This is a genomic window from Streptomyces sp. NPDC033178, assembly GCF_055577685.1.
Genome location: NZ_JBVIPT010000036.1, coordinates 25,732 through 44,709, shown reverse-complemented (window position 1 = coordinate 44,709; position 18,978 = coordinate 25,732). Strand labels below are relative to the sequence as shown.

Annotated in this window: 18 protein-coding genes and 1 pseudogene; 9 read left to right on the top strand and 10 right to left on the bottom strand. The window is 69.7% G+C overall.

What is annotated here, in order from left to right:
• The first annotated feature begins 44 nt into the window (after positions 1-44).
• The gene (locus tag ACZ5VQ_RS47765) at positions 45-1,898 is read left to right on the top strand and encodes an outer membrane protein assembly factor BamB family protein (protein ID WP_469110488.1); all 1,854 of its coding nucleotides are present in this window, start codon (positions 45-47) and stop codon (positions 1,896-1,898) included.
• Between the two features lie 291 nt (positions 1,899-2,189).
• Positions 2,190-2,891, top strand: coding sequence for a helix-turn-helix transcriptional regulator (locus ACZ5VQ_RS47760; RefSeq protein ID WP_200396434.1), 702 nt, complete (start codon positions 2,190-2,192; stop codon positions 2,889-2,891).
• Positions 2,892-3,019: 128 nt separating this feature from the next.
• On the opposite strand, the gene ACZ5VQ_RS47755 is transcribed toward ACZ5VQ_RS47760, so the two are convergent.
• Both ACZ5VQ_RS47755 and ACZ5VQ_RS47750 read right to left on the bottom strand, forming a co-directional pair.
• On the bottom strand, positions 3,020-3,340 hold the full coding sequence (locus ACZ5VQ_RS47755; RefSeq protein ID WP_200396433.1) for a hypothetical protein: 321 nt from the start codon (positions 3,338-3,340) through the stop codon (positions 3,020-3,022).
• 21 nt (positions 3,341-3,361) lie between these two features.
• Positions 3,362-5,080 (bottom strand): sodium:solute symporter family protein, encoded by a 1,719-nt coding sequence (locus ACZ5VQ_RS47750; RefSeq protein WP_469110487.1) that lies wholly within the window; start codon positions 5,078-5,080, stop codon positions 3,362-3,364.
• A 127-nt stretch (positions 5,081-5,207) separates the two neighbouring features.
• Here ACZ5VQ_RS47750 and galT point away from each other — a divergent pair, with 127 nt between their 5' ends.
• The 3 genes from galT to galK are packed head-to-tail and all read left to right on the top strand — an operon-like array spanning position 5,208 to position 8,415.
• A complete protein-coding gene (gene galT / locus ACZ5VQ_RS47745; RefSeq protein WP_469110486.1) occupies positions 5,208-6,269 on the top strand; it encodes a galactose-1-phosphate uridylyltransferase in 1,062 nt (353 codons plus the stop codon).
• Positions 6,266-7,264 (top strand): UDP-glucose 4-epimerase GalE, encoded by a 999-nt coding sequence (gene galE / locus ACZ5VQ_RS47740; protein WP_469110485.1) that lies wholly within the window; start codon positions 6,266-6,268, stop codon positions 7,262-7,264. Before galT ends, galE begins: the two co-directional genes overlap by 4 nt.
• Positions 7,264-8,415, top strand: a complete 1,152-nt coding sequence (gene galK, locus ACZ5VQ_RS47735; RefSeq protein WP_469110484.1) for a galactokinase — start codon at positions 7,264-7,266, stop codon at positions 8,413-8,415. Before galE ends, galK begins: the two co-directional genes overlap by 1 nt.
• A 210-nt stretch (positions 8,416-8,625) precedes the next feature.
• On the opposite strand, the gene ACZ5VQ_RS47730 is transcribed toward galK, so the two are convergent.
• Positions 8,626-9,081, bottom strand: coding sequence for a GNAT family N-acetyltransferase (locus tag ACZ5VQ_RS47730; protein ID WP_469110500.1), 456 nt, complete (start codon positions 9,079-9,081; stop codon positions 8,626-8,628).
• Positions 9,082-9,333: 252 nt separating this feature from the next.
• Here ACZ5VQ_RS47730 and ACZ5VQ_RS47725 point away from each other — a divergent pair, with 252 nt between their 5' ends.
• Entirely contained in the window at positions 9,334-10,101 is a 768-nt protein-coding gene (locus ACZ5VQ_RS47725; RefSeq protein WP_055617965.1) for a LuxR C-terminal-related transcriptional regulator, read from the top strand.
• Here ACZ5VQ_RS47725 and ACZ5VQ_RS47720 read toward each other — a convergent pair.
• Positions 10,060-10,557, bottom strand: a complete 498-nt coding sequence (locus tag ACZ5VQ_RS47720) for a MarR family winged helix-turn-helix transcriptional regulator (protein WP_469110483.1) — start codon at positions 10,555-10,557, stop codon at positions 10,060-10,062. The two genes, ACZ5VQ_RS47725 and ACZ5VQ_RS47720, sit on opposite strands and share 42 nt — an antisense overlap.
• Positions 10,558-10,693: 136 nt before the next feature.
• Here ACZ5VQ_RS47720 and ACZ5VQ_RS47715 point away from each other — a divergent pair.
• Positions 10,694-11,443 (top strand): annotated as a pseudogene (locus tag ACZ5VQ_RS47715) (trans-aconitate 2-methyltransferase); the annotation flags it as partial.
• Positions 11,385-11,690, top strand: a complete 306-nt coding sequence (locus ACZ5VQ_RS47710; RefSeq protein ID WP_469110499.1) for a VOC family protein — start codon at positions 11,385-11,387, stop codon at positions 11,688-11,690. The pseudogene ACZ5VQ_RS47715 and the gene ACZ5VQ_RS47710, both read left to right, overlap by 59 nt.
• 4 nt (positions 11,691-11,694) lie before the next feature.
• Here ACZ5VQ_RS47710 and ACZ5VQ_RS47705 read toward each other — a convergent pair whose 3' ends face one another.
• The 3 genes from ACZ5VQ_RS47705 to ACZ5VQ_RS47695 all read right to left on the bottom strand — a co-directional run bounded on the left by ACZ5VQ_RS47705 (position 11,695) and on the right by ACZ5VQ_RS47695 (position 13,725).
• The gene (locus ACZ5VQ_RS47705; RefSeq protein WP_469110482.1) at positions 11,695-11,946 is read right to left on the bottom strand and encodes a type II toxin-antitoxin system Phd/YefM family antitoxin; all 252 of its coding nucleotides are present in this window, start codon (positions 11,944-11,946) and stop codon (positions 11,695-11,697) included.
• A gap of 97 nt (positions 11,947-12,043) precedes the next feature.
• Positions 12,044-12,715 (bottom strand): TetR/AcrR family transcriptional regulator, encoded by a 672-nt coding sequence (locus ACZ5VQ_RS47700; protein ID WP_055617961.1) that lies wholly within the window; start codon positions 12,713-12,715, stop codon positions 12,044-12,046.
• Positions 12,712-13,725, bottom strand: a complete 1,014-nt coding sequence (locus tag ACZ5VQ_RS47695) for an acyl-CoA desaturase (RefSeq protein ID WP_469110481.1) — start codon at positions 13,723-13,725, stop codon at positions 12,712-12,714. The genes ACZ5VQ_RS47700 and ACZ5VQ_RS47695 overlap by 4 nt, the downstream gene beginning before the upstream one ends.
• A 296-nt stretch (positions 13,726-14,021) precedes the next feature.
• Between ACZ5VQ_RS47695 and ppc the strand changes: the two genes are divergently transcribed.
• On the top strand, positions 14,022-16,754 hold the full coding sequence (gene ppc / locus ACZ5VQ_RS47690; RefSeq protein ID WP_469110480.1) for a phosphoenolpyruvate carboxylase: 2,733 nt from the start codon (positions 14,022-14,024) through the stop codon (positions 16,752-16,754).
• A gap of 115 nt (positions 16,755-16,869) precedes the next feature.
• Here ppc and ACZ5VQ_RS47685 read toward each other — a convergent pair whose 3' ends face one another.
• From ACZ5VQ_RS47685 to ACZ5VQ_RS47675, 3 genes are all read right to left on the bottom strand, one after another.
• Positions 16,870-17,355, bottom strand: coding sequence for a hypothetical protein (locus ACZ5VQ_RS47685; protein WP_469110479.1), 486 nt, complete (start codon positions 17,353-17,355; stop codon positions 16,870-16,872).
• A gap of 138 nt (positions 17,356-17,493) precedes the next feature.
• Positions 17,494-18,105 (bottom strand): aminoacyl-tRNA hydrolase, encoded by a 612-nt coding sequence (pth, locus tag ACZ5VQ_RS47680; protein WP_469110478.1) that lies wholly within the window; start codon positions 18,103-18,105, stop codon positions 17,494-17,496.
• Positions 18,106-18,199: 94 nt separating this feature from the next.
• Positions 18,200-18,787 carry a 50S ribosomal protein L25/general stress protein Ctc gene (locus ACZ5VQ_RS47675; protein WP_469110477.1) on the bottom strand — a complete coding sequence of 196 codons (588 nt, stop codon included), beginning with the start codon at positions 18,785-18,787 and terminating at the stop codon, positions 18,200-18,202.
• Between the last annotated feature and the right edge of the window lie 191 nt (positions 18,788-18,978).

Here is an 18,978-nt window from a genome sequence, read left to right as displayed (position 1 = left end):
GGCCACCAGACCTTCGTCCCCTTCGTATCCGAGGTACACACGTCATGAGCCAGCCGCCGCCCCCGCCGCCCAACCAGCCGCCCCAGGGAGGCGGTTTCGGCGCCCCGCAGGACCCGCCCCCGGGTGGCTTCGGTGCGCCCACCCCACCGCCGGCCACTCCGCCCGCCGGGCCCCCGCAGCAGCCGCAGCCGGGCTACGGCTACCCGCAGGCGCCGGGCCAGGCACCCCAGACCCCGCCCCCGGCCGGGCCCCCGTCGGCCCCGCCGCAGCAGCCGTACGGCTACCCGCAGGCACCCGGCGCGCCCCAGGGAGCCCCGCAGACGCCGCCGGCCCAGCCGGGCTACGGCTACCCCGGTCAGCAGCAGCCCGGGTACGGCTACCCGGGCCAGCAGCCCCAGTACGGCTACCAGCAGCTGGGCACCATGCCGATGCAGCCGCAGGCTCCGTCGGGCGGACGCAAGGTCAACCCGCAGGTGGCGATCATCGTCTCGGCCGTCGTGGCGATCGCGCTCATCGTCGGCGGCGGTGTCTGGTACGCGAACTCGTCCGGCAAGAGCGACGACAAGGACACCTCCGCGGGCCCCGGCGGCACTGAGGGCAAGGACGACAACAACGGCGGCGACGACGTCGGTGGCGGAGGCGGCACGGAGAGGGTGCCCGCCAGCACCAGCGCCAAGGTCCTCTTCCAGCTGCCCGCGGCGGAGGTCCCCAAGAAGGACGTCTGGAGCGTCGCCGGCTCCTGGCTGACCGACAAGGTGTACGCCAAGTCCGGCCCCAGCGAGGTTGTCGGCTACGACCCGGACACCGGCAAGGAGTCCTGGACGCTGCCGCTGACGGGTCTCACCTGCGCCGGTTCGCCCGAGATCACCAAGGACGGCGTCGCCGTGGTGGTCGCCGAGGACGCCAAGCGCACCAAGGCGAACCCGTACCCGGAGTGCACCGAGGTCACCGCGTTCAACCTGAACACCGGCAAGGCGCTCTGGACGAAGTCCGTGGCCCCGGGCGGCGGTGAGAAGGCCGCGTTCAAGGAAGTCAGCATCACCGGCACCACGGTCGCGGCCGGCTCCGGCCTCAACGGCGGCGCCGCCTTCGACATCAGCAACGGCAAGATCCTCTGGCAGCCGAAGGTCGGCACCTGCGAGGACGTCGGCTACGCGGGCGGCGAGCAGCTCGTCGCGGTCCGCAAGTGCGGCGACTACGGCAACGAGAAGTACGAGGTCCAGCTCCTCGACCCGAAGGCCGGCACCGTCAAGTGGAGCTACAAGCTCCCCGCGGGCATCGACAACGCCAAGGTCATCTCTACCAAGCCGGTCGTCTTCGGCGTGGACTCCGGTGAGATCACCGCGTCCGGCGCGACGGACGTCTTCTCGCTGGACGACAGCGGCAAGCTGCGCACCAAGATCACGCTCGAGGACGGCAAGTACGAGCACGACTGCGGTGTGAACAAGATCCACAACTGCCGGTCCATCGCGGTCGGCAACGACAGGCTGTACGTGCCGACCAAGCAGCACGAGGGCGCCGAGCAGTACTCCCGGGTCAACGAGATCGTGTCCTTCTCGCTGGCCACGGGCAAGCCCACGAGCGACCGGGCCGACGCCGGTGACGGCTACGAGATCCTGCCGATCCGGATGGACGGCGGCAACGTCCTGGCGTTCAAGAACGGCCCGTACGACAAGGGTTCCCAGGTCGTCTCCATCGACGGCAAGACCTTCAAGGAGACCAAGCTCCTGGAGACCCCGGCCGAGGCCCAGGTCCGCAGCGCGATCAGCAGCATCGTCCCGAGCAGCTCGGAGATGCGGTACACCGCCGGCCGGCTCTTCATGGCACAGGAGCTGATCAGCGCGCCGTACTCCGCGGACGACAAGGAGTACGCGGCGATCGGCTTCGGCGCCAAGTAGGCACGTAGGCGTCCGGCGGTTGCCCGAGGTCTTCGAGTGATCTCGGGCAGGTCGTACGCCGATCAAGCGTTCGCCTGTCGATCACGACTCCGTCCCTGCTCAGGGGCGGGGTCGTTCTCGTACGGCCCATCGCTCGCGAATGCGAGGAATTTCGGAAATCCGGGGCACTTCTCTCCAGTAGGGGAAGCGCAACGTCGAACAAGCGTGTAGCTTCCGGGGGATGGAGAGCCGGGGGGCTCCTATCCATGGGGTACCAGTGGGGATCCTGGGGGGACTGGGGGGTTGGGCTCGATGGGAGTGCGGCTCATGGTGGTCGACGACCACCGACTGCTCGCCGAGGCGTTGGCCTCGGCCTTGAAGCTGCGCGGGCACCGCGTGCTGGCCGCGGCCGCGCCTGCCGCGGGAGCGGCGGAGCTGGTGATCACGAGGGCGCCGGAAGTGTGCCTGATCGGCACGGCGACGCCCGCCGAACCGGGCATATTCGACCCGGTGGTGAGGATCAAGCGGGAGCGGCCGCAGGTCGCGGTGCTGGTCCTCGGACCGGTGCCCAACCCGCGCGGAATCGCCGCGGCGTTCGCCGCCGGTGCGTCCGGCTACGTACGGCACGACGAGCGCATAGAGGGTGTCGAGCGGGCCATCATGAAGGCCCGGGCGGGGGAGGCGGCCGTGGCGCCGCAGCTTCTGCAGGGCGCCTTCAGCGAACTGCTCAACCCGGCCGCGCAGCCCGACGACGAGGGCCAGCGGCTCCTCCAGATGCTGACGCCGAGAGAGGTCGAGGTGCTGGTGAGGGTGGCCGACGGCGAGGACACCCGGCTCATCGCGGCCGGCATGGGCATAGCGCCGAGCACCGCGCGGACCCACGTACAGCGCGTACTGATGAAGCTGGGCGTCGGCTCCCGGCTGGAGGCGGCGGCGCTCGCCGCACGTACGGGGCTGCTGGACCGGGCGGGGCCGATCCCGCACCCGGCGTCGGACGCGGGGTCCGAGGTCTAGCCCCGGTCCCGGTCCGGTCCTGGTGCAGGTGCAGGTGCAGGTGCAGGTGCAGGTCCCGGTACACGTGTGGGGGCCGGAGTCGCGCTGTGCGGCTCCGGCCCCGTACCCGCGCCCGCCGTGCCCGGCGGTTATTCGGCGGGGCGCTCGGTGGTGTCCTGGTCCGGTGTGGGCGGTGCCACCGGGCGCAGCCAAAGCCAGGCCAGGAAGAACAGGCCGAGCGCCAGCATGCCGAGGCCCGTCCAGAGGTTGATGTTGACGTCCTGGGCCTTGGCGATGTCGGCGTCGGACTCGGTGATGCCGGCGATCGTGACGATGATCCCGTAGACGACGAACAGGCCGCCGATGATGCGGCGGATGTCGAACAGGCGGGCCGCGGTGGCGGATTTGCCCTGCAGTTCGGTGACCTCGCGCTGGAGGTCGCGGTCGGAATAGCCAGAGTGCTCGGGCATGGGTGATCAGGCCTCCGGTCGTCAGAAGGAGAAGGGGATGTAGCAGGCGGCGGCCAGGATGATCGCGCCCCAGCCGAGCAGGGCCGGCTTGCGGTACCAGGCGTCGTCGCCCTCCGCCGACGGCTCCTCCATGCCGGGCGAGCTGGTCCCGTACACCAGGCCCTGGAGTTCCTCCGCCGGCTTCGGCGCGGTGAAGAGGGAGACGGCGAACATGACCACCGCGCCGGCCACGAACCCGGCGATCGCGGAGACGAAGTTGGCGCCCTGGTCGGAGGGGATGCCGATGACGTCCTGCTTGTAGAGGACGAAGTAGTTGATCATCGCGGCCGTGGTGCCCGCGAGCAGGCCCCAGAAGCCGGACTTCATGGAGGCGCGCTTCCAGAACATGCCGATGATGAAGACGACGAACATCGGCACGTTGAAGAAGGAGAACAGCGTCTGGAGGTAACTCATGATGTTCGAGAAGGAGGAGGCCAGGAACGCCGTGCCGATCGATGCCAGGACGCCGATCGCCGTGATGAGACGCCCGAACCGCACGTAGTACGCGTCCTCCTCGTCGCGCTTCACGTACTTCTGCCAGATGTCCGTGGTGAAGACGGTGTTGAAGGACGAGATGTTGGCCGCCATGCCCGCCATGAAGGCCGCCAGCAGACCGGTCACCGCGATGCCGAGGACGCCGTTGGGCAGCAGGTCCTCCATCAGGTACGGGATCGCGTCGTTGTACTGGAGGTCGGACCCGGATGTCCCGATCTTCGGTACGAGCACGGCCGCGACGAGCCCCGGGATCATCACCAGGAAGACGATGAAGATCTTCGGGAACGCGGCGATGAGCGGGGTGCGCTGGGCCGCGGAGAGGTTCTTCGCGGAGAGCGCGCGCTGCACCTCGGCGAAGTTGGTCGTCCAGTAGCCGAAGGACAGCACGAAGCCGAGGCCCAGGACGATGGTGAGCCAGTTGGCGCCGAGCGGGTTGTCGCTGCCGATGCCGGTGCCGCCCCACGCGGTGGTGAAGTCGGCGCCGTGGGACGCCGTCAGGGAGTCGGTCAGACCGTCCCAGCCGCCGACCTTCTTCAGCCCGAGCACCGAGAGCGGGATCAGCGCGGCGAGGATCACGAAGAACTGCAGCACCTCGTTGTAGATCGCGGACGACAGACCGCCGAGGGTGATGTAGCCGAGCACGAAGAAGCCCGCGACGACGATCGACACCCACTGCGGCCAGCCGAGCAGCGCCTCGACGACGATGGCGAGCGCGTAGAGGTTCACCCCGGCGATGAGGATCGCGGCGAACGCGAACAGGATCGAACTGAGCAGATGCGCCCCCTTGTCGAAGCGCAGCAGCAGGAACTCGGGGACGGACCTGACCTTCGAGCCGTAGTAGAAGGGCATCATCACCAGGCCCAGGAAGACCATGGCGGGGATGGCGCCGATCCAGTACCAGTGCACGGTGTAGACGCCGTACTGGGCGCTGTTGGCTGCCATGCCGAGGATCTCGGTCGCGCCCAGGTTGGCGGCGATGAACGCCAGACCGGTCACCCAGGCGGGCAGCGAACGCCCGGACAGGAAGAAGTCGAGGCTGGTCTTCACCGAGCGGCGGGCCGCGAAGCCGATGCCGAGCACGACGACGAAGTAGATCGCCAGGATCGTGTAGTCGAGCCAGTTGGTGGGGAGCCGCAGCTCCGCCGCCAGGTGCACGGGCGACGCGGGGGCCGGATATGTGGGAGCTGGATATGTGGGGGTCTGCATTCAGCACTCACTTCACTTCACTGTGGTGTTCTTTGTTTGGTTGTGGTGGTGACGGACGTGGGGATTTGTGGTTTGATGTGTTTGCTTCTGTTGAATGCTTTGATCGGGTACGGATGGGGAGTCCGGCGTGAAGAAGACCTCGACCCGGCTGGCCGACGGTCGTGAGCTCATCTACTACGACTCGCGCGACGACACGGTGCGCGACGCGGTGGACCGGCGCCCGCTCGACCGGACGGTCACCACATCGGAGGTACGCCGCGATCCGCTGCTCGGCGACGCGGTGGCCATCGCCTCGCACCGGCAGGGCCGCACCTACCACCCGCCGGCCGACGAATGCCCGCTGTGCCCCTCCCAGGGCGACCGGCTGAGTGAGATCCCGGACTCCTCGTACGACGTCGCGGTGTTCGAGAACCGCTTTCCGTCGCTGGCCGGGGACTCCGGTCGCTGCGAGGTCGTCTGCTTCACCTCGGACCACGACGCGTCCTTCGCGGATCTGACCGAGGAGCAGGCGGGTCTGGTCCTGGAGGCGTGGACCGACCGCACGGCCGAGCTGTCGCATCTCCCCTCCGTGGAGCAGGTGTTCTGTTTCGAGAACCGCGGCGCCGAGATCGGCGTGACGCTCGGACATCCGCACGGGCAGATCTACGCGTACCCCTTCACGACGCCTCGAACGGCCCTGATGCTGCGGTCACTTGCGGCACACAAGGAGGGGACGGGCGGGGAGAACCTCTTCGACGCCGTGCTTGAGAGGGAACTGGCCGGCGAGCGGGTCGTGCTGGAGACCGAGCACTGGGTGGCCTTCGTGCCGTACGCCGCGCACTGGCCGTACGAGGTGCACCTCTACCCGCGCCGCCGCGTGCCGGACCTGCTCGGGCTCGACGAGGCGGCACGCACAGAGTTCCCCAAGGTCTATCTGGAACTGTTGAGGCGCTTCGACCGGATCTTCGGCGAAGGTGAGCCTCCGACGCCGTACATCTCGGCCTGGCACCAGGCGCCGTTCGGCACGCTGGAGGAGTTCGACGGTGTGGTGCGGGACGACTTCGCGCTCCACCTCGAGCTTTTCACCATCCGCCGCACTTCCGGCAAGCTGAAGTTCCTCGCGGGTTCCGAGTCCGGCATGAGTGTGTTCATCAACGACGTGCCGCCGGAGGCCGCGGCCCAGCGACTGCGAGAGGTAGCGAGTTCATGAGTGGGAAGTACCTGGTCACCGGCGGTGCGGGCTATGTGGGCAGCGTGGTCGCCCAGCATCTGCTGGAGGCGGGCCACGAGGTGACCGTCCTCGACAACCTCTCCACCGGCTTCCGCGAGGGCGTCCCGGCGGGCGTCGAATTCATCGAGGGCGACATCCGCGACGCCGCCAAGTGGCTGGATTCCTCGTTCGACGCCGTGCTGCACTTCGCCGCGTTCTCGCAGGTCGGCGAGTCGGTCGTGAAGCCCGAGAAGTACTGGGACAACAACGTCGGCGGCACGATGGCCCTGCTGGCGGCCATGCGCTCGGCGGGCGTGCGCAAGCTGGTCTTCTCCTCCACGGCGGCGACCTACGGCGAGCCGGAGACCACCCCGATCGTCGAGTCCGCCCCGACGTCCCCGACCAATCCGTACGGTGCCTCCAAGCTCGCCGTCGACCACATGATCACCGGCGAGGCGGCCGCGCACGGACTCGCGGCGGTGTCGCTGCGCTACTTCAACGTGGCGGGCGCGTACGGCGCGAGCGGCGAGCGGCACGACCCCGAGTCGCACCTCATCCCGCTGGTCCTCCAGGTCGCCCAGGGCCGCCGCGAGGCCATCTCCGTCTACGGCGACGACTACCCGACCCCGGACGGCACCTGCGTCCGCGACTACATCCACGTCGCGGACCTGGCGGAGGCCCACCTGCTGGCCGTCGCCGCCGCGCAGCCGGGCGAGCACCTGATCTGCAACCTCGGCAACGGCAACGGCTTCTCGGTCCGCGAGGTCATCGAGACCGTCCGCCGCGTGACCGGACACCCGATCCCCGAGGTCGCGGCCCCGCGCCGCGCCGGCGATCCGGCGGTCCTCGTCGCCTCCGCGGCCACGGCCCGCGAACGGCTCGGCTGGAACCCGTCCCGCGCGGATCTCGCGGGGATCGTCGCGGACGCGTGGGAGTTCGCGCAGAACATCGCGCAGTCGCAGTCGCAGCCGAAGTCGAAGTCGAAGGAGAGCTAGTGGGGGCACAGCAGGTACGAGAAGGCTTCGAGGCGCTCTTCGGGGCGGCCCCCGACGGTGTCTGGGCGGCACCCGGCCGGGTCAACCTGATCGGTGAGTACACCGACTTCAACGAGGGCTTCGTGATGCCGCTCGCGCTGCCGCACACGGCGGTGGCGGCGGTCTCGCGCCGCGACGACGGCGTACTGCGCATCCACTCGGCCGACATCGAGGGCCCGGTCGTCGAACTGCACGTCGACGAGCTGGCGCCGCTGACGAACACGAGCTGGGCCGCCTACCCGGCGGGGGTCGTCTGGGTCCTGCGCGAGGCCGGCCACGCCGTCACCGGCGCGGACATCCACCTCGCCTCGACGGTCCCGACGGGCGCGGGCCTGTCGTCCTCGGCCGCGCTGGAGGTCGTCACGGCCCTGGCGCTGAACGACCTGTTCGACCTTGGCCTTACGCGTCCGGAGCTGGCCCGGGTCTCCCAGCGCGCGGAGAACGACTTCGTGGGCGTGCCCTGCGGAATCATGGACCAGACGGCGTCCGCCTGCTCCACGGAGGGCCACGCCCTCCACCTCGACTGCCGTGACCTGTCCATCCGCCAGGTCCCCTTCGACCTGCCCGCGCACGGGCTGCGGCTCCTCGTGGTCGACACCCGTGTGAAGCATGCGCTGGGGGACGGGGAGTACGCGGAGCGGCGGGAGGGCTGCGAGGAGGGGGCGCGGCAGCTCGGCGTCCCGTTCCTGCGGGACGTCCGGTACGAGGACCTGGAGGCGTCCCTCGCCCGCCTGTCGGACGAGCGGGTCCGTCGCTACGTACGCCATGTCGTGTCGGACGACCACCGGGTCGACGAGGTCATCGCGCTGCTGGACGCCGGGGACGTCCGCGCGATCGGGCCCGTCCTGACGGACGGGCACGCCTCGTTGCGGGACGATCTGCGGATCTCGTGTCCGGAGCTGGATCTGGTGGTTGCCACGGCGAACGAGGCCGGGGCGCTCGGCGCTCGCATGACGGGGGGTGGGTTCGGGGGCTCGGCGATCGTGTTGGTGGAGTCGTCGGACGCGGACACGGTCACCAAGGCGGTCGAGGAGGCCTTCGCGGCCGCGGGCTTCACCGCGCCGCGAGTGTTTCCCGCGGTACCTTCCGAGGGCGCCAGCCGGGTGGGCTGACCTGGGGGTTCCTCGCCCCCGCCGCCCCTACCCGTCCCGTTCCTGGGGGCTGCCGCCCCCAGACCCCCGCTTCGGCCTGAACGGCCTCGTCCTCAAACGCCGGACGGGCTGAAATCAGCCCCTCCGGCGTTTGAGGAGCGGGGGTTCGGGGGCAGCGCCCCCGAAAAGGGACGGGAATGGGTAGGGGCGGCGGGGGCGAGGAACTGCTGGTCAGGGGAGGCTCTTGGTCAGGGTGTACTCCGTGATCCCCGGGGGATAGTCCGGGATCACGCACACCACCTCGTAGCCGTGCTTCTTGTAGAACTCGGGAGCCTGGAAGTCCCACGTCTCCAGCCGCGCGCTGACGCACCCATGGGACGAGTGGGCCAGATGTTCCGCCCGGGACAGGAGCTGTGAACCGAGGCCGGAGCCCCGATGGCGCTCGTCGACCCAGAGGTACTGCACATGGAGCCACGTAGCCCAGACGTGCCCGATCAGCCCTCCCACGACCTCCCCGCCCGGATCCAACGCCCATACCTGGAGCGGAACTTCCCGTTCACCAGGGGTTCCGCGCAGAGAACGCAACAAGGGAGACGCAGCGATGTTCGCGTCCCGTAGCCGTGAACGCAGGAATTGACTACGCTCTTTGTCGACTTCTGTCTCAATACGAAACATACGGCTCACCATAAACGCGCTGGCCAATCAGTTCTGCAAATCACCTTCCGCTCCTGCTGCCCGGCCGTACTCTGATGAGCAGCACCGGTGGGGGCCGGTGCTGATCAGGGGGCGAGACAGTCGGGTACGACGCCCGGAGTGGGGGTAGCAGTTCCAGCACGGCGGCGGCCGTGCGGCTGCGGCACCCCGTTTTCCGAGCGTAGGAGTTCGGGATCTCCGGGCGCCGTACCTGCGTCGGCCGTCCCCCGAGCAGTGGGGGTTTCAGTGGTTCGCATCCGTGTCCTGGTCGTCGACGACCACCGTATCTTCGCCGAGTCGCTCGCCGCCGCCCTGGCCGCCGAGCCCGATGTCGATGTCTCCGCGGCCGGCAGCGGTCCCGCCGCGCTGCGCTGCCTGGAGCGGGCGGCCGCCGAAGGCCGCAGATTCGACGTGCTCCTCGTCGACGCAGACCTGGGCGGCAATGTGCCGGGCGCCCGCCCGGCCGTACCCGTCCACGACAACAACGAAGAGGGCCTGGTCGACGGCATCTCGCTGGTCGCGGGCGTTCGTTCGGGCCAGCCCACCGTCCGTACGGTCGTGCTCGCCGAGAAGGACGACCCGCGTCGCGCGGCGCTCGCCCTGCAGGCCGGTGCCTCGGGCTGGGTCGCCAAGGACTGCTCGCTGTCCCGGCTGCTCACCGTCATCCGGGGCGTGCTGCGGGACGAGACGCATCTGCCGCCCGCGCTGCTCACCGGCGTGCTGCGTGAGCTGACCGCCGCGCGGAAGCACCGTACGGAGAGCGAGCGCCTGGTGGAGTCGCTGACTCCGCGGGAGCGGGAAGTGCTGCGGTGCATGGTTGCGGGGCTGGGGCGCAAGGCCGTCGCCGAGCGCCTGTTCCTCTCGCCGCACACCGTCCGTACGCACATGCAGAACGTGCTGGGAAAGCTCGGCGTGCACTCGACCCTCGCCGCAGTGGCGCTCGCCCGCCGGGCCGGGGTCGGGCCCGTCGACCTAGCCGGGGATGTTGTCGAACGGGGCGGTCAACTGGCGTAGCAGCCCGGCGAGTTCACCGCGCTGGGCCCTGCTGAGTTCCGCCAGGATCGCGCGCTCCTGGTCGAGAAGTCCGGACAGTGCCTGGTCCGCGCGGTCGCGGCCGTCCTCGGTGAGGCGTACGAGCACGCCGCGGCGGTCGCTGGGGTCGGGGAGGCGCTCCACCAGGCCCTTCTTCGCCAGCCGGTCGATGCGGTTCGTCATCGTGCCCGAGGTGACGAGCGTCTGGGTGAGCAACTGGCCGGGGGAGAGCTGGTACGGGGTCCCCGCGCGCCTCAGCGCCGTCAGGACGTCGAACTCCCAGGGCTCCAGGGCGTGCTCGGCGAACGCGATCCGGCGTGCGCGGTCCAGATGCCTGGCGAGCCTGCTCACGCGGCTGAGTACCTCGAGCGGTTCCACGTCGAGGTCAGGGCGCTCCCGACGCCACGCAGCGACCAGCCGATCGACCTCGTCCTCCATGGCGATCAGTGTAGTGGTTGTGTCGACATGAAGTCTCTTGACGTAAAGTCTCTTGACGTCAAGAGAGTGGGGGTGTGAGGCTGGAGTTCCTTGGGGACGTCGGGTGCGGCGTCGATCGTGACTTCGAGGAGGCCTCATGCCTGCCACCACCACACCCACCTGGGACCCGGGCCAGTATCTGCGCCATGCGGAGCACCGCGCCCGGCCCTTCGCGGAGCTTCTCGCGCGGGTGCCGGCGCTGCCCGGCGACCCGGCGCGTGTCGCCGATCTGGGCTGCGGTCCGGGCAACGTGACCGTCCAGCTCGCCGAGCGGTGGCCGGGCGCGCGCATCACCGGGTACGACAACTCCGCGGAGATGCTGGCCAGGACGGCTGAGCACGCGGGGCCCACGGCGGGGGGTGGCCGGCTGGACTTCGCCCACGCGGACCTCACGGACTGGGCGCCCACGGAGACGTACGACCTGATCGTCTCCAACGCGGCACTGCAGTGGGTGCCGGGGCATCTGGACGCCTTCCCCGGCTGGCTCGACGCGGTGGCCCCCGGCGGGACCTTCGCTTTTCAGGTCCCGAACAACATCGATGCGCCCCTGCACGCCCTGATGCGCGAACTCGCCGCGTCCGCCCGCTGGAAGGGCCACCTCGACGGCGTCCTCCGCCACACGGACTCCGTCCATCCGCCGCTCCTCTACCTGGACCGACTGGCCCGTCTTGGGTGCGCGGTGGACGTCTGGGAGACGACCTACATGCAGCTCCTGCTCGGCGAGGACCCGGTACTCGACTGGTCCAAGGGCACGGGGCTGCGGCCCGCTCTCACCGCCCTCGCGGACGATCCCGAGGCGCGGGACACCTTCGTCGAGGAGTACCGCGATCTTCTCCGCAAGGCCTACCCGTCGGCTCCGTACGGGACGGTACTTCCGTTCCGGCGGCTGTTCGTCGTCGCCCGGAAGGGGTAGCCGCCCGCGGGCCGCGGGGATCGAGGCGTACGCGGCCCGCCTCGCCGCATGGGGAGTGGCGGTGACCTGGGACGACAGCCTTCCGGGGCACCGCCGCTTCTACTCCGAGGACCCGGTGGGCAATCGGCTGGAGTTCCTGGAGCCGGCCCTCAGGGAGTGCGGCTCGAAGGTGATCTTGTAGGTCACTACTGTTCGAGCCCCGGTCGCCTGCGCACCTCTTCCAGGGGGATACCGGGTTCAAGCGTTCCCTCAGCCTTGCGTCGCTGATAGTCGGCGACTGCCAGGGCGTCTTCGAGATCCTCTACCACCTGCGGTGATACGAGGAGAGCGGCCACGTGACCATGGTCGGTGAGGGCGATGGTCTCGCTGCTGTGAGCGACCCGGCGGACCAGATCACCGAGCTGGGAGCCAGCCGCGCTGATCGCAATCTCAGTCATGGGCACATAGGTATCGCAAAGTCGAGCCTGCGGTCGCTTGGTTCAACTCGTTCGGTGGGAAGGTGTGCGGACTCGTGCGTTCCCGGCGTAGAGCCTGCTACGACTTCCGGCGCCCTATCAGGCGTGGCTTGGCCTCCAGGCCGTCCAGGCCGTGCCAGGCCAGGTTTACGAGGTGGGCTGCCACCTCGGCCTTCTTGGGGCGGCGGACGTCCAGCCACCACTGGCCGGTGAGGGCGACCATGCCGACCAGGGCCTGGGCGTAGAGAGGGGCGAGCTTCGGGTCGAAGCCGCGGCGTTTGAACTCGCGGCCCAGGATGTCCTCCACCTGTGTCGCGATGTCCGAGATCAGGGATGCGAAGGAGCCTGTGGACTGGGGGATGGGGGAGTCGCGGACCAGGATGCGGAAGCCGTCCGTGTACTCCTCGATGTAGTCGAGGAGGGCGAAAGCTGCTTGTTCGCAGAGCTCGCGTGGGTGGCCTGCGGTGAGTGAGCTCGTCACGCCGTCCAGCAGGCGGCGCATCTCTCGGTCCACGACCACCGCGTACAGGCCCTCCTTGCCGCCGAAGTGCTCGTAGACCACCGGTTTGGAGACGCCGGCCTTGGCCGCGATCTCCTCCACCGATGTCGCCTCGAAGCCCTTCTGGGCGAAGAGGGTGCGGCCGATCTCCAGCAACTGGGCCCGCCGCTCCGCACCGGTCATCCGGGTGCGGCGGGCGCGCCGCGGCTTTTCATTGCTGGGTGTGCTGGAGTCGGCCACGCCGTCAATCATGCCGCGTCGGCGGTCTCCGCCTTGCGTCGGGAACCCTTCCCGTCCGGGTTGCGGCGGGAATCGATACGTGAGCGTGACGGCCAGCGCACGTCGTACGCCCAGCCGAGCATTTCGAACCAGCGGATCAGGCGGGCCGAGGAGTCCACCTGGCCGCGCTCCACGCCGTGCCGGGCGGAGGTGGGATCGGCGTGGTGGAGGTTGTGCCACGACTCTCCGCAGGAGAGGACCGCCAGCCACCACACGTTGCCCGAGCGATCACGCGACTTGAAGGGGCGCTTGCCCACCGCGTGGCAGATCGAGTTGATCGACCAGGTGACGTGATGCAGCAGCGCCACCCGGACGAGCGAGCCCCAGAAGAAGCCCGTGAACGCGCCCCACCAGGACATCGTCACCAGGCCGCCGATCAGCGCCGGGAGTGCCAGGGAGAGTCCGGCCCAGAGGAGGAACTGGCGCGAGATCGTACGGAGTGCCTTGTCCTTGATCAGGTCCGGCGCGTACTTGTCCTGCGGTGTCTGCTCCTCGTCGAACATCCAGGCGATGTGGGCCCACCACAGGCCCTTCATCAGCGCCGGGACCGTCTCTCCGAAGCGCCACGGCGAGTGGGGGTCGCCCTCGGCGTCGGAGAACTTGTGGTGCTTGCGGTGGTCGGCCACCCAGCGGACCAGCGGGCCCTCGACGGCCATCGAGCCCGCGATCGCGAGGGCGATGCGCAGCGGTCGCTTCGCCTTGAAGGCGCCGTGGGTGAAGTACCGGTGGAAGCCGATCGTGATGCCGTGGCAGCCGAGGTAGTAGAAGAAGACCAGCAGGCCGAGGTCCAGCCAGCTCACGCCCCAGCCCCAGGCCAGCGGCACTGCCGCGAGCACGGCGAGGAACGGGACGGTGATGAAGAGGAGAAGGGTGATCTGCTCGATCGAGCGCTTCTTCTCGCCGCCCAGCGTGGCGGAGGGGAGTGCGGTGTCGTCGTTGTTCGCCTCGGGGGCGTCATCGATCACATCGGAACTCGTGGTCATGGGAGCGTCCCCTGTGGGGTCGAGGGTTGTGAGAGTGGCCGGTAATCGCGCCTGCCGGGTTGCCGGAAACCGCGCCTACGGTTCCGTAACCTACGGCGTCGTAAGTATGGCAGTGCCTCGCCCGGCGGCAAGAGCCCGAGAGACTGCGCGTCCGTATGGACACCTATCCTTAAGGTCGGTCGGACAGCGCGGTCCGCTCTGTTTCATTCCCGGATGCCCCGTCGCCGATGCGCGCCCGCCGCCAAGGTGACGGGTTCCCCTCCAGACGAGCTTCAACACTGCAAGGAGCCGCACCTGTGAGCAGTGCCGACGACCAGACCACGACAACCGGCAGTGAGCTGCGCGCCGACATCCGCCGCCTGGGCGATCTGCTGGGCGAGACCCTCGTACGTCAGGAGGGGCCCGAGCTTCTGGAGCTGGTCGAGAAGGTCCGCCGTCTCACCCGCGAGGACGGTGAGGCCGCCGCCGAGCTGCTGCGCGGCACGGAACTGGAGACCGCGGCCAAGCTGGTCCGCGCCTTCTCGACCTACTTCCACCTGGCCAACGTCACCGAGCAGGTGCACCGTGGCCGCGAGCTGCGCGCCAGGCGGGCCGCCGAGGGCGGACTGCTCGCCCGCACGGCGGACCGGCTCAAGGACGCCGACCCCGAGCACCTGCGCACGACCGTGCAGCACCTGAACGTCCGCCCGGTCTTCACGGCGCACCCCACCGAGGCGGCCCGGCGCTCGGTCCTCAACAAGCTGCGCCGGATCGCCGCCCTGCTGGAGACGCCCGTCATCGAGGCGGACCGGCGTCGCTACGACACCCGTCTGGCCGAGAACATCGACCTCGTCTGGCAGACGGACGAGCTGCGCGTGGTGCGTCCCGAGCCCGCCGACGAGGCCCGCAACGCCATCTACTACCTGGACGAGCTGCACGCCGGCGCCGTGGGGGACGTCCTGGAGGACCTGACGGCGGAGCTGGAGCGCGTCGGGGTGACGCTGCCTGTCGAGACCCGCCCGCTCACCTTCGGCACCTGGATCGGCGGCGACCGCGACGGCAACCCGAACGTGACCCCGCAGGTCACCTGGGACGTCCTGATCCTCCAGCACGAGCACGGCATCAACGATGCGCTGGAGCTGATCGACGAACTGCGCGGCTTCCTGTCGAACTCCATCCGCTACACGGGTGCCACCGAGGAGCTCCTGGACTCCCTGCGGACCGATCTGGAGCTGCTTCCGGAGATCAGTCCCCGCTACAAGCGCCTCAACGCCGAGGAGCCCTACCGGCTCAAGGCCACCTGCATCCGGCAGAAGCTGGAGAACACCAAGCAGCGCCTCGCCAAGGGCACCCCGCACGAGGACGGCCGGGACTACCTCGGCACCGCCGAGCTGCTCCAGGACCTGACCCTCGTCCAGAGTTCGCTGCGCGAGCACCGGGGCGCGCTGTTCGCCGACGGCCGCATGAACCGTACGATCCGCACGCTCGCCGCCTTCGGCCTCCAGCTCGCCACCATGGACGTACGGGAGCACGCGGACGCCCACCACCAGGCGCTCGGGCAGCTCTTCGACCGGCTCGGCGAGGAGTCGTGGCGGTACGAGGACATGCCGCGCGAGTACCGGCACAAGCTGCTCGCCAAGGAGCTGCGGTCCCGGCGGCCGCTCGGGCCCACCCCGGCACCGCTGGACGCGGCCGGGGAGAAGACCCTCGGTGTCTTCGAGACCGTGAAGCGGGCGCTCGGGGTGTTCGGACCCGAGGTGATCGAGTCGTACATCATCTCGATGTGCCAGGGCGCGGACGACGTGTTCGCCGCGGCGGTGCTGGCCCGCGAGGCCGGGCTGATCGATCTGCACGCCGGCTGGGCGAAGATCGGCATCGTGCCGCTGCTGGAGACGACGGACGAGCTCAAGGCAGCGGACACGATTCTGGAGGACATGCTGTCCGACCCGTCCTACCGGCGGCTCGTGGCGCTGCGTGGTGACGTCCAGGAGGTCATGCTCGGGTACTCCGACTCGTCGAAGTTCGGCGGCATCACGACCTCGCAGTGGGAGATCCACCGGGCGCAGCGGCGGCTGCGTGACGTCGCCCACCGGTACGGCGTACGGCTGCGGCTCTTCCACGGCCGCGGCGGCACGGTGGGGCGTGGCGGCGGTCCGTCCCACGACGCGATCCTCGCCCAGCCCTGGGGCACGCTGGAGGGCGAGATCAAGGTGACCGAGCAGGGCGAGGTCATCTCCGACAAGTACCTCGTGCCGTCGCTCGCGCGGGAGAACCTGGAACTCACGGTCGCGGCCACGCTGCAGGCGTCCGCCCTGCACACCTCGCCCCGCCAGTCCGACGAGGCGCTCGCCCGCTGGGACGCGGCCATGGACGTGGTCAGCGACGCCGCCCACGCGGCCTACCGCAGGCTGGTCGAGGACCCGGACCTTCCGACGTACTTCCTCGCCTCCACGCCGGTGGACCAGCTCGCCGACCTGCACCTGGGCTCGCGGCCCTCCCGCCGCCCCGGCTCGGGCGTCTCGCTCGACGGTCTGCGCGCCATCCCGTGGGTGTTCGGCTGGACCCAGTCCCGGCAGATCGTGCCCGGCTGGTTCGGCGTCGGCTCCGGTCTGAAGGCACTGCGCGAGGCCGGTCTCGACAGCGTGCTGGAGGAGATGCACGAGCAGTGGCACTTCTTCCGCAACTTCCTCTCCAACGTCGAGATGACGCTGGCGAAGACGGACCTGCGGATCGCCGGGCACTACGTCGACACTCTGGTCCCGGACGATCTGAAGCACGTCTTCGAGACCATCCGGGCCGAGCACGAGCTGACCGTGCGCGAGGTGCTCCGCATCACCGGCGAGCCGGGCCTCCTCGACGCCCACCCGGTGCTCAAGCAGACCTTCACCATCCGTGACGCGTACCTGGACCCGATCTCGTACCTCCAGGTCGCCCTGCTGAAGCGGCAGCGCGACGCGGCGGCGGCCGGTGAGGAGCCGGATCCGCTGCTGTCGCGGGCCCTGCTCCTGACGGTCAACGGCGTGGCGGCCGGTCTGCGCAACACGGGCTGACTCCGTCGGGAAGCGGTCCGCTGCGGCCGGTGGGTCGCTGCGAGTCCGTTGGGCTGGTCGCGCAGTTCCCCGCGCCCCTTTGGGGCTCGGGGGACCGCGGGCCCGCTGCCAGGCCTCAGAGGGTCACGAAGGCCGCCGTGAGCAGTGTCAGGCCCGCGCCGCCGAAGGCCCAGGCGAGGCGGGGCAGGCGTAGGCCGCCCGCTACCACCATCGAGGCGAGCAGCAGTGCGCCGCCGAGCGGGGCCCAGGCGTAGAGGAGTCCGCCGGTGCCCGTGCGTACGACCTCGTCGCTGCCGGGCTTCACGGCGACCGTGTAGGTGCGGCCCTTGTCCACCGCGACCTCGCTGTCGAGGACGACCCGGTCGCGGGCGGTGGATCCTTCCGACACCGGCCGGTACGGGCCTGTGCAGCGGTCGTCGGCGCATCGCGCGACCGTCATCGTGCCGCGCTCACGGCCCTTGGTGAGCATTACGTGCTGGGCGGTGCCCCAGGAGGCCCAGACGCCCGCGATCAGGATCAGCGCCGCGACCGTACCCATCGCCGCGAGCTGCCCGAACCGCAGCGCCGCGAACGCGTTCTGACGGGAGGCGAGGGCAGGCATGGCGGCGATCTTTGGCCATGACCCTGCGCTCGGTCAACTCCGGTGGGGCTCCGTGGGGGGACAAGTCCCGCGTTGTACGGACCTTTTGTGCGGACCTTCCGGCGGCCCGCCGGGTTTCTCAGCGGCCGGCCGGAGCTCTCAGGAGTTGTACGTCGACTGGGCCCGCTCCAGGCCCTCGATCACCAGAGCCTCCACCGCGTCCGAGGCACGGTCCACGAAGTAGTCCAGTTCCTTGCGCTCCGCCGCGGAGAAGTCCTTGAGGACGAAGTCGGCGACCTGCATACGGCCCGGCGGGCGGCCGATGCCGAAACGGACGCGGTGGTAGTCCGGGCCCATCGACTTCGTCATCGACTTCAGACCGTTGTGGCCGTTGTCGCCGCCGCCGAGCTTCAGCCGCAGCACGCCGTAGTCGATGTCGAGTTCGTCGTGGACGGCGACGATGTTCGCCGTCGGCACCTTGTAGAAGTCGCGCAGGGCCGTGACCGGGCCGCCCGACAGGTTCATGTACGACATCGGCTTGGCCAGGATCACCCGGCGGTTCGCCGGTCCCGGCGGGCCGAGGCGCCCCTCGATCACCTGGGCCTGCGCCTTGCCGGCCCGCTTGAACTTCCCGCCGATCCGCTCGGCGAGGAGGTCGGCCACCATGAAGCCCACGTTGTGGCGGTTCCTGGCGTACTCGGGGCCGGGGTTGCCGAGCCCCACGATCAGCCAGGGGGCGCCTGGTTCCGTGGTCACGTCCGTGTCTCCCATGGGTCCTCGATCGACGGGCTGTCCGGATCAAGGACACGCACCGGCCGCCGCCCCCTCGGGAGCGGCGGCCGGCGCACGGTGATCCGGTGCGGGATCAGGCCTCGGCGGCCTCGTCGCCCGCGGCGTCCTCGGTGGGCTCCTCCGCCTGGGCGGCCAGGACCTGGAGCACGACGGCGTCCTCGTCGATGACCAGCGTGGTGCCCTCGGGGAGCGGGATGTCCTTGGCGAGGATGGAGGCACCGGCCTCCAGGCCCGCGATGGACACGGTGACCGACTCGGGGATGTGCGTGGCCTCGGCCTCGACCGTCAGCGTGCTCAGCACGTGCTCAAGCAGGAAGGCGCCCGGGGCCAGCTCGCCCTCGGTGTGGACGTAGACCTCGACGGTGACCTTCTCGCCGCGCTTCACGGTGAGCAGGTCGACGTGCTCCAGGAAGCCCTTGATGGCGTCGCGCTGGACGGCCTTCGGGATCGCCAGCTCGGTCTTGCCCTCGATGTCCAGGGTGAGCAGGACGTTCGGGGTACGCAGGGCGAGCTGGAGCTCGTGGCCCGGGAGCGTGATGTGGACGGGGTCGGCGCCGTGGCCGTAGACGACCGCGGGAACCTTGTTCTCACGGCGGATGCGGCGGGCGGCACCCTTGCCGAACTCGGTGCGGGTCTCGGCGGCGAGCTTGACGTCGGCCATGGTCACTCCTCGTAGAGCAGAAGGGGAAGGTGGTCACCCGGCCAAAACATCGGCCTGCTACGAAGAGCGCGTCGATAACGGACCGCCGCACCAAAGAGTGCGGCCTCCCTCGCCGAGCAACTGTGACAGCTTACGGGGCGGGGAGGCCGTACAAGAAATCGATCTACGCGGCCCCGCGGGACCGGTGGACC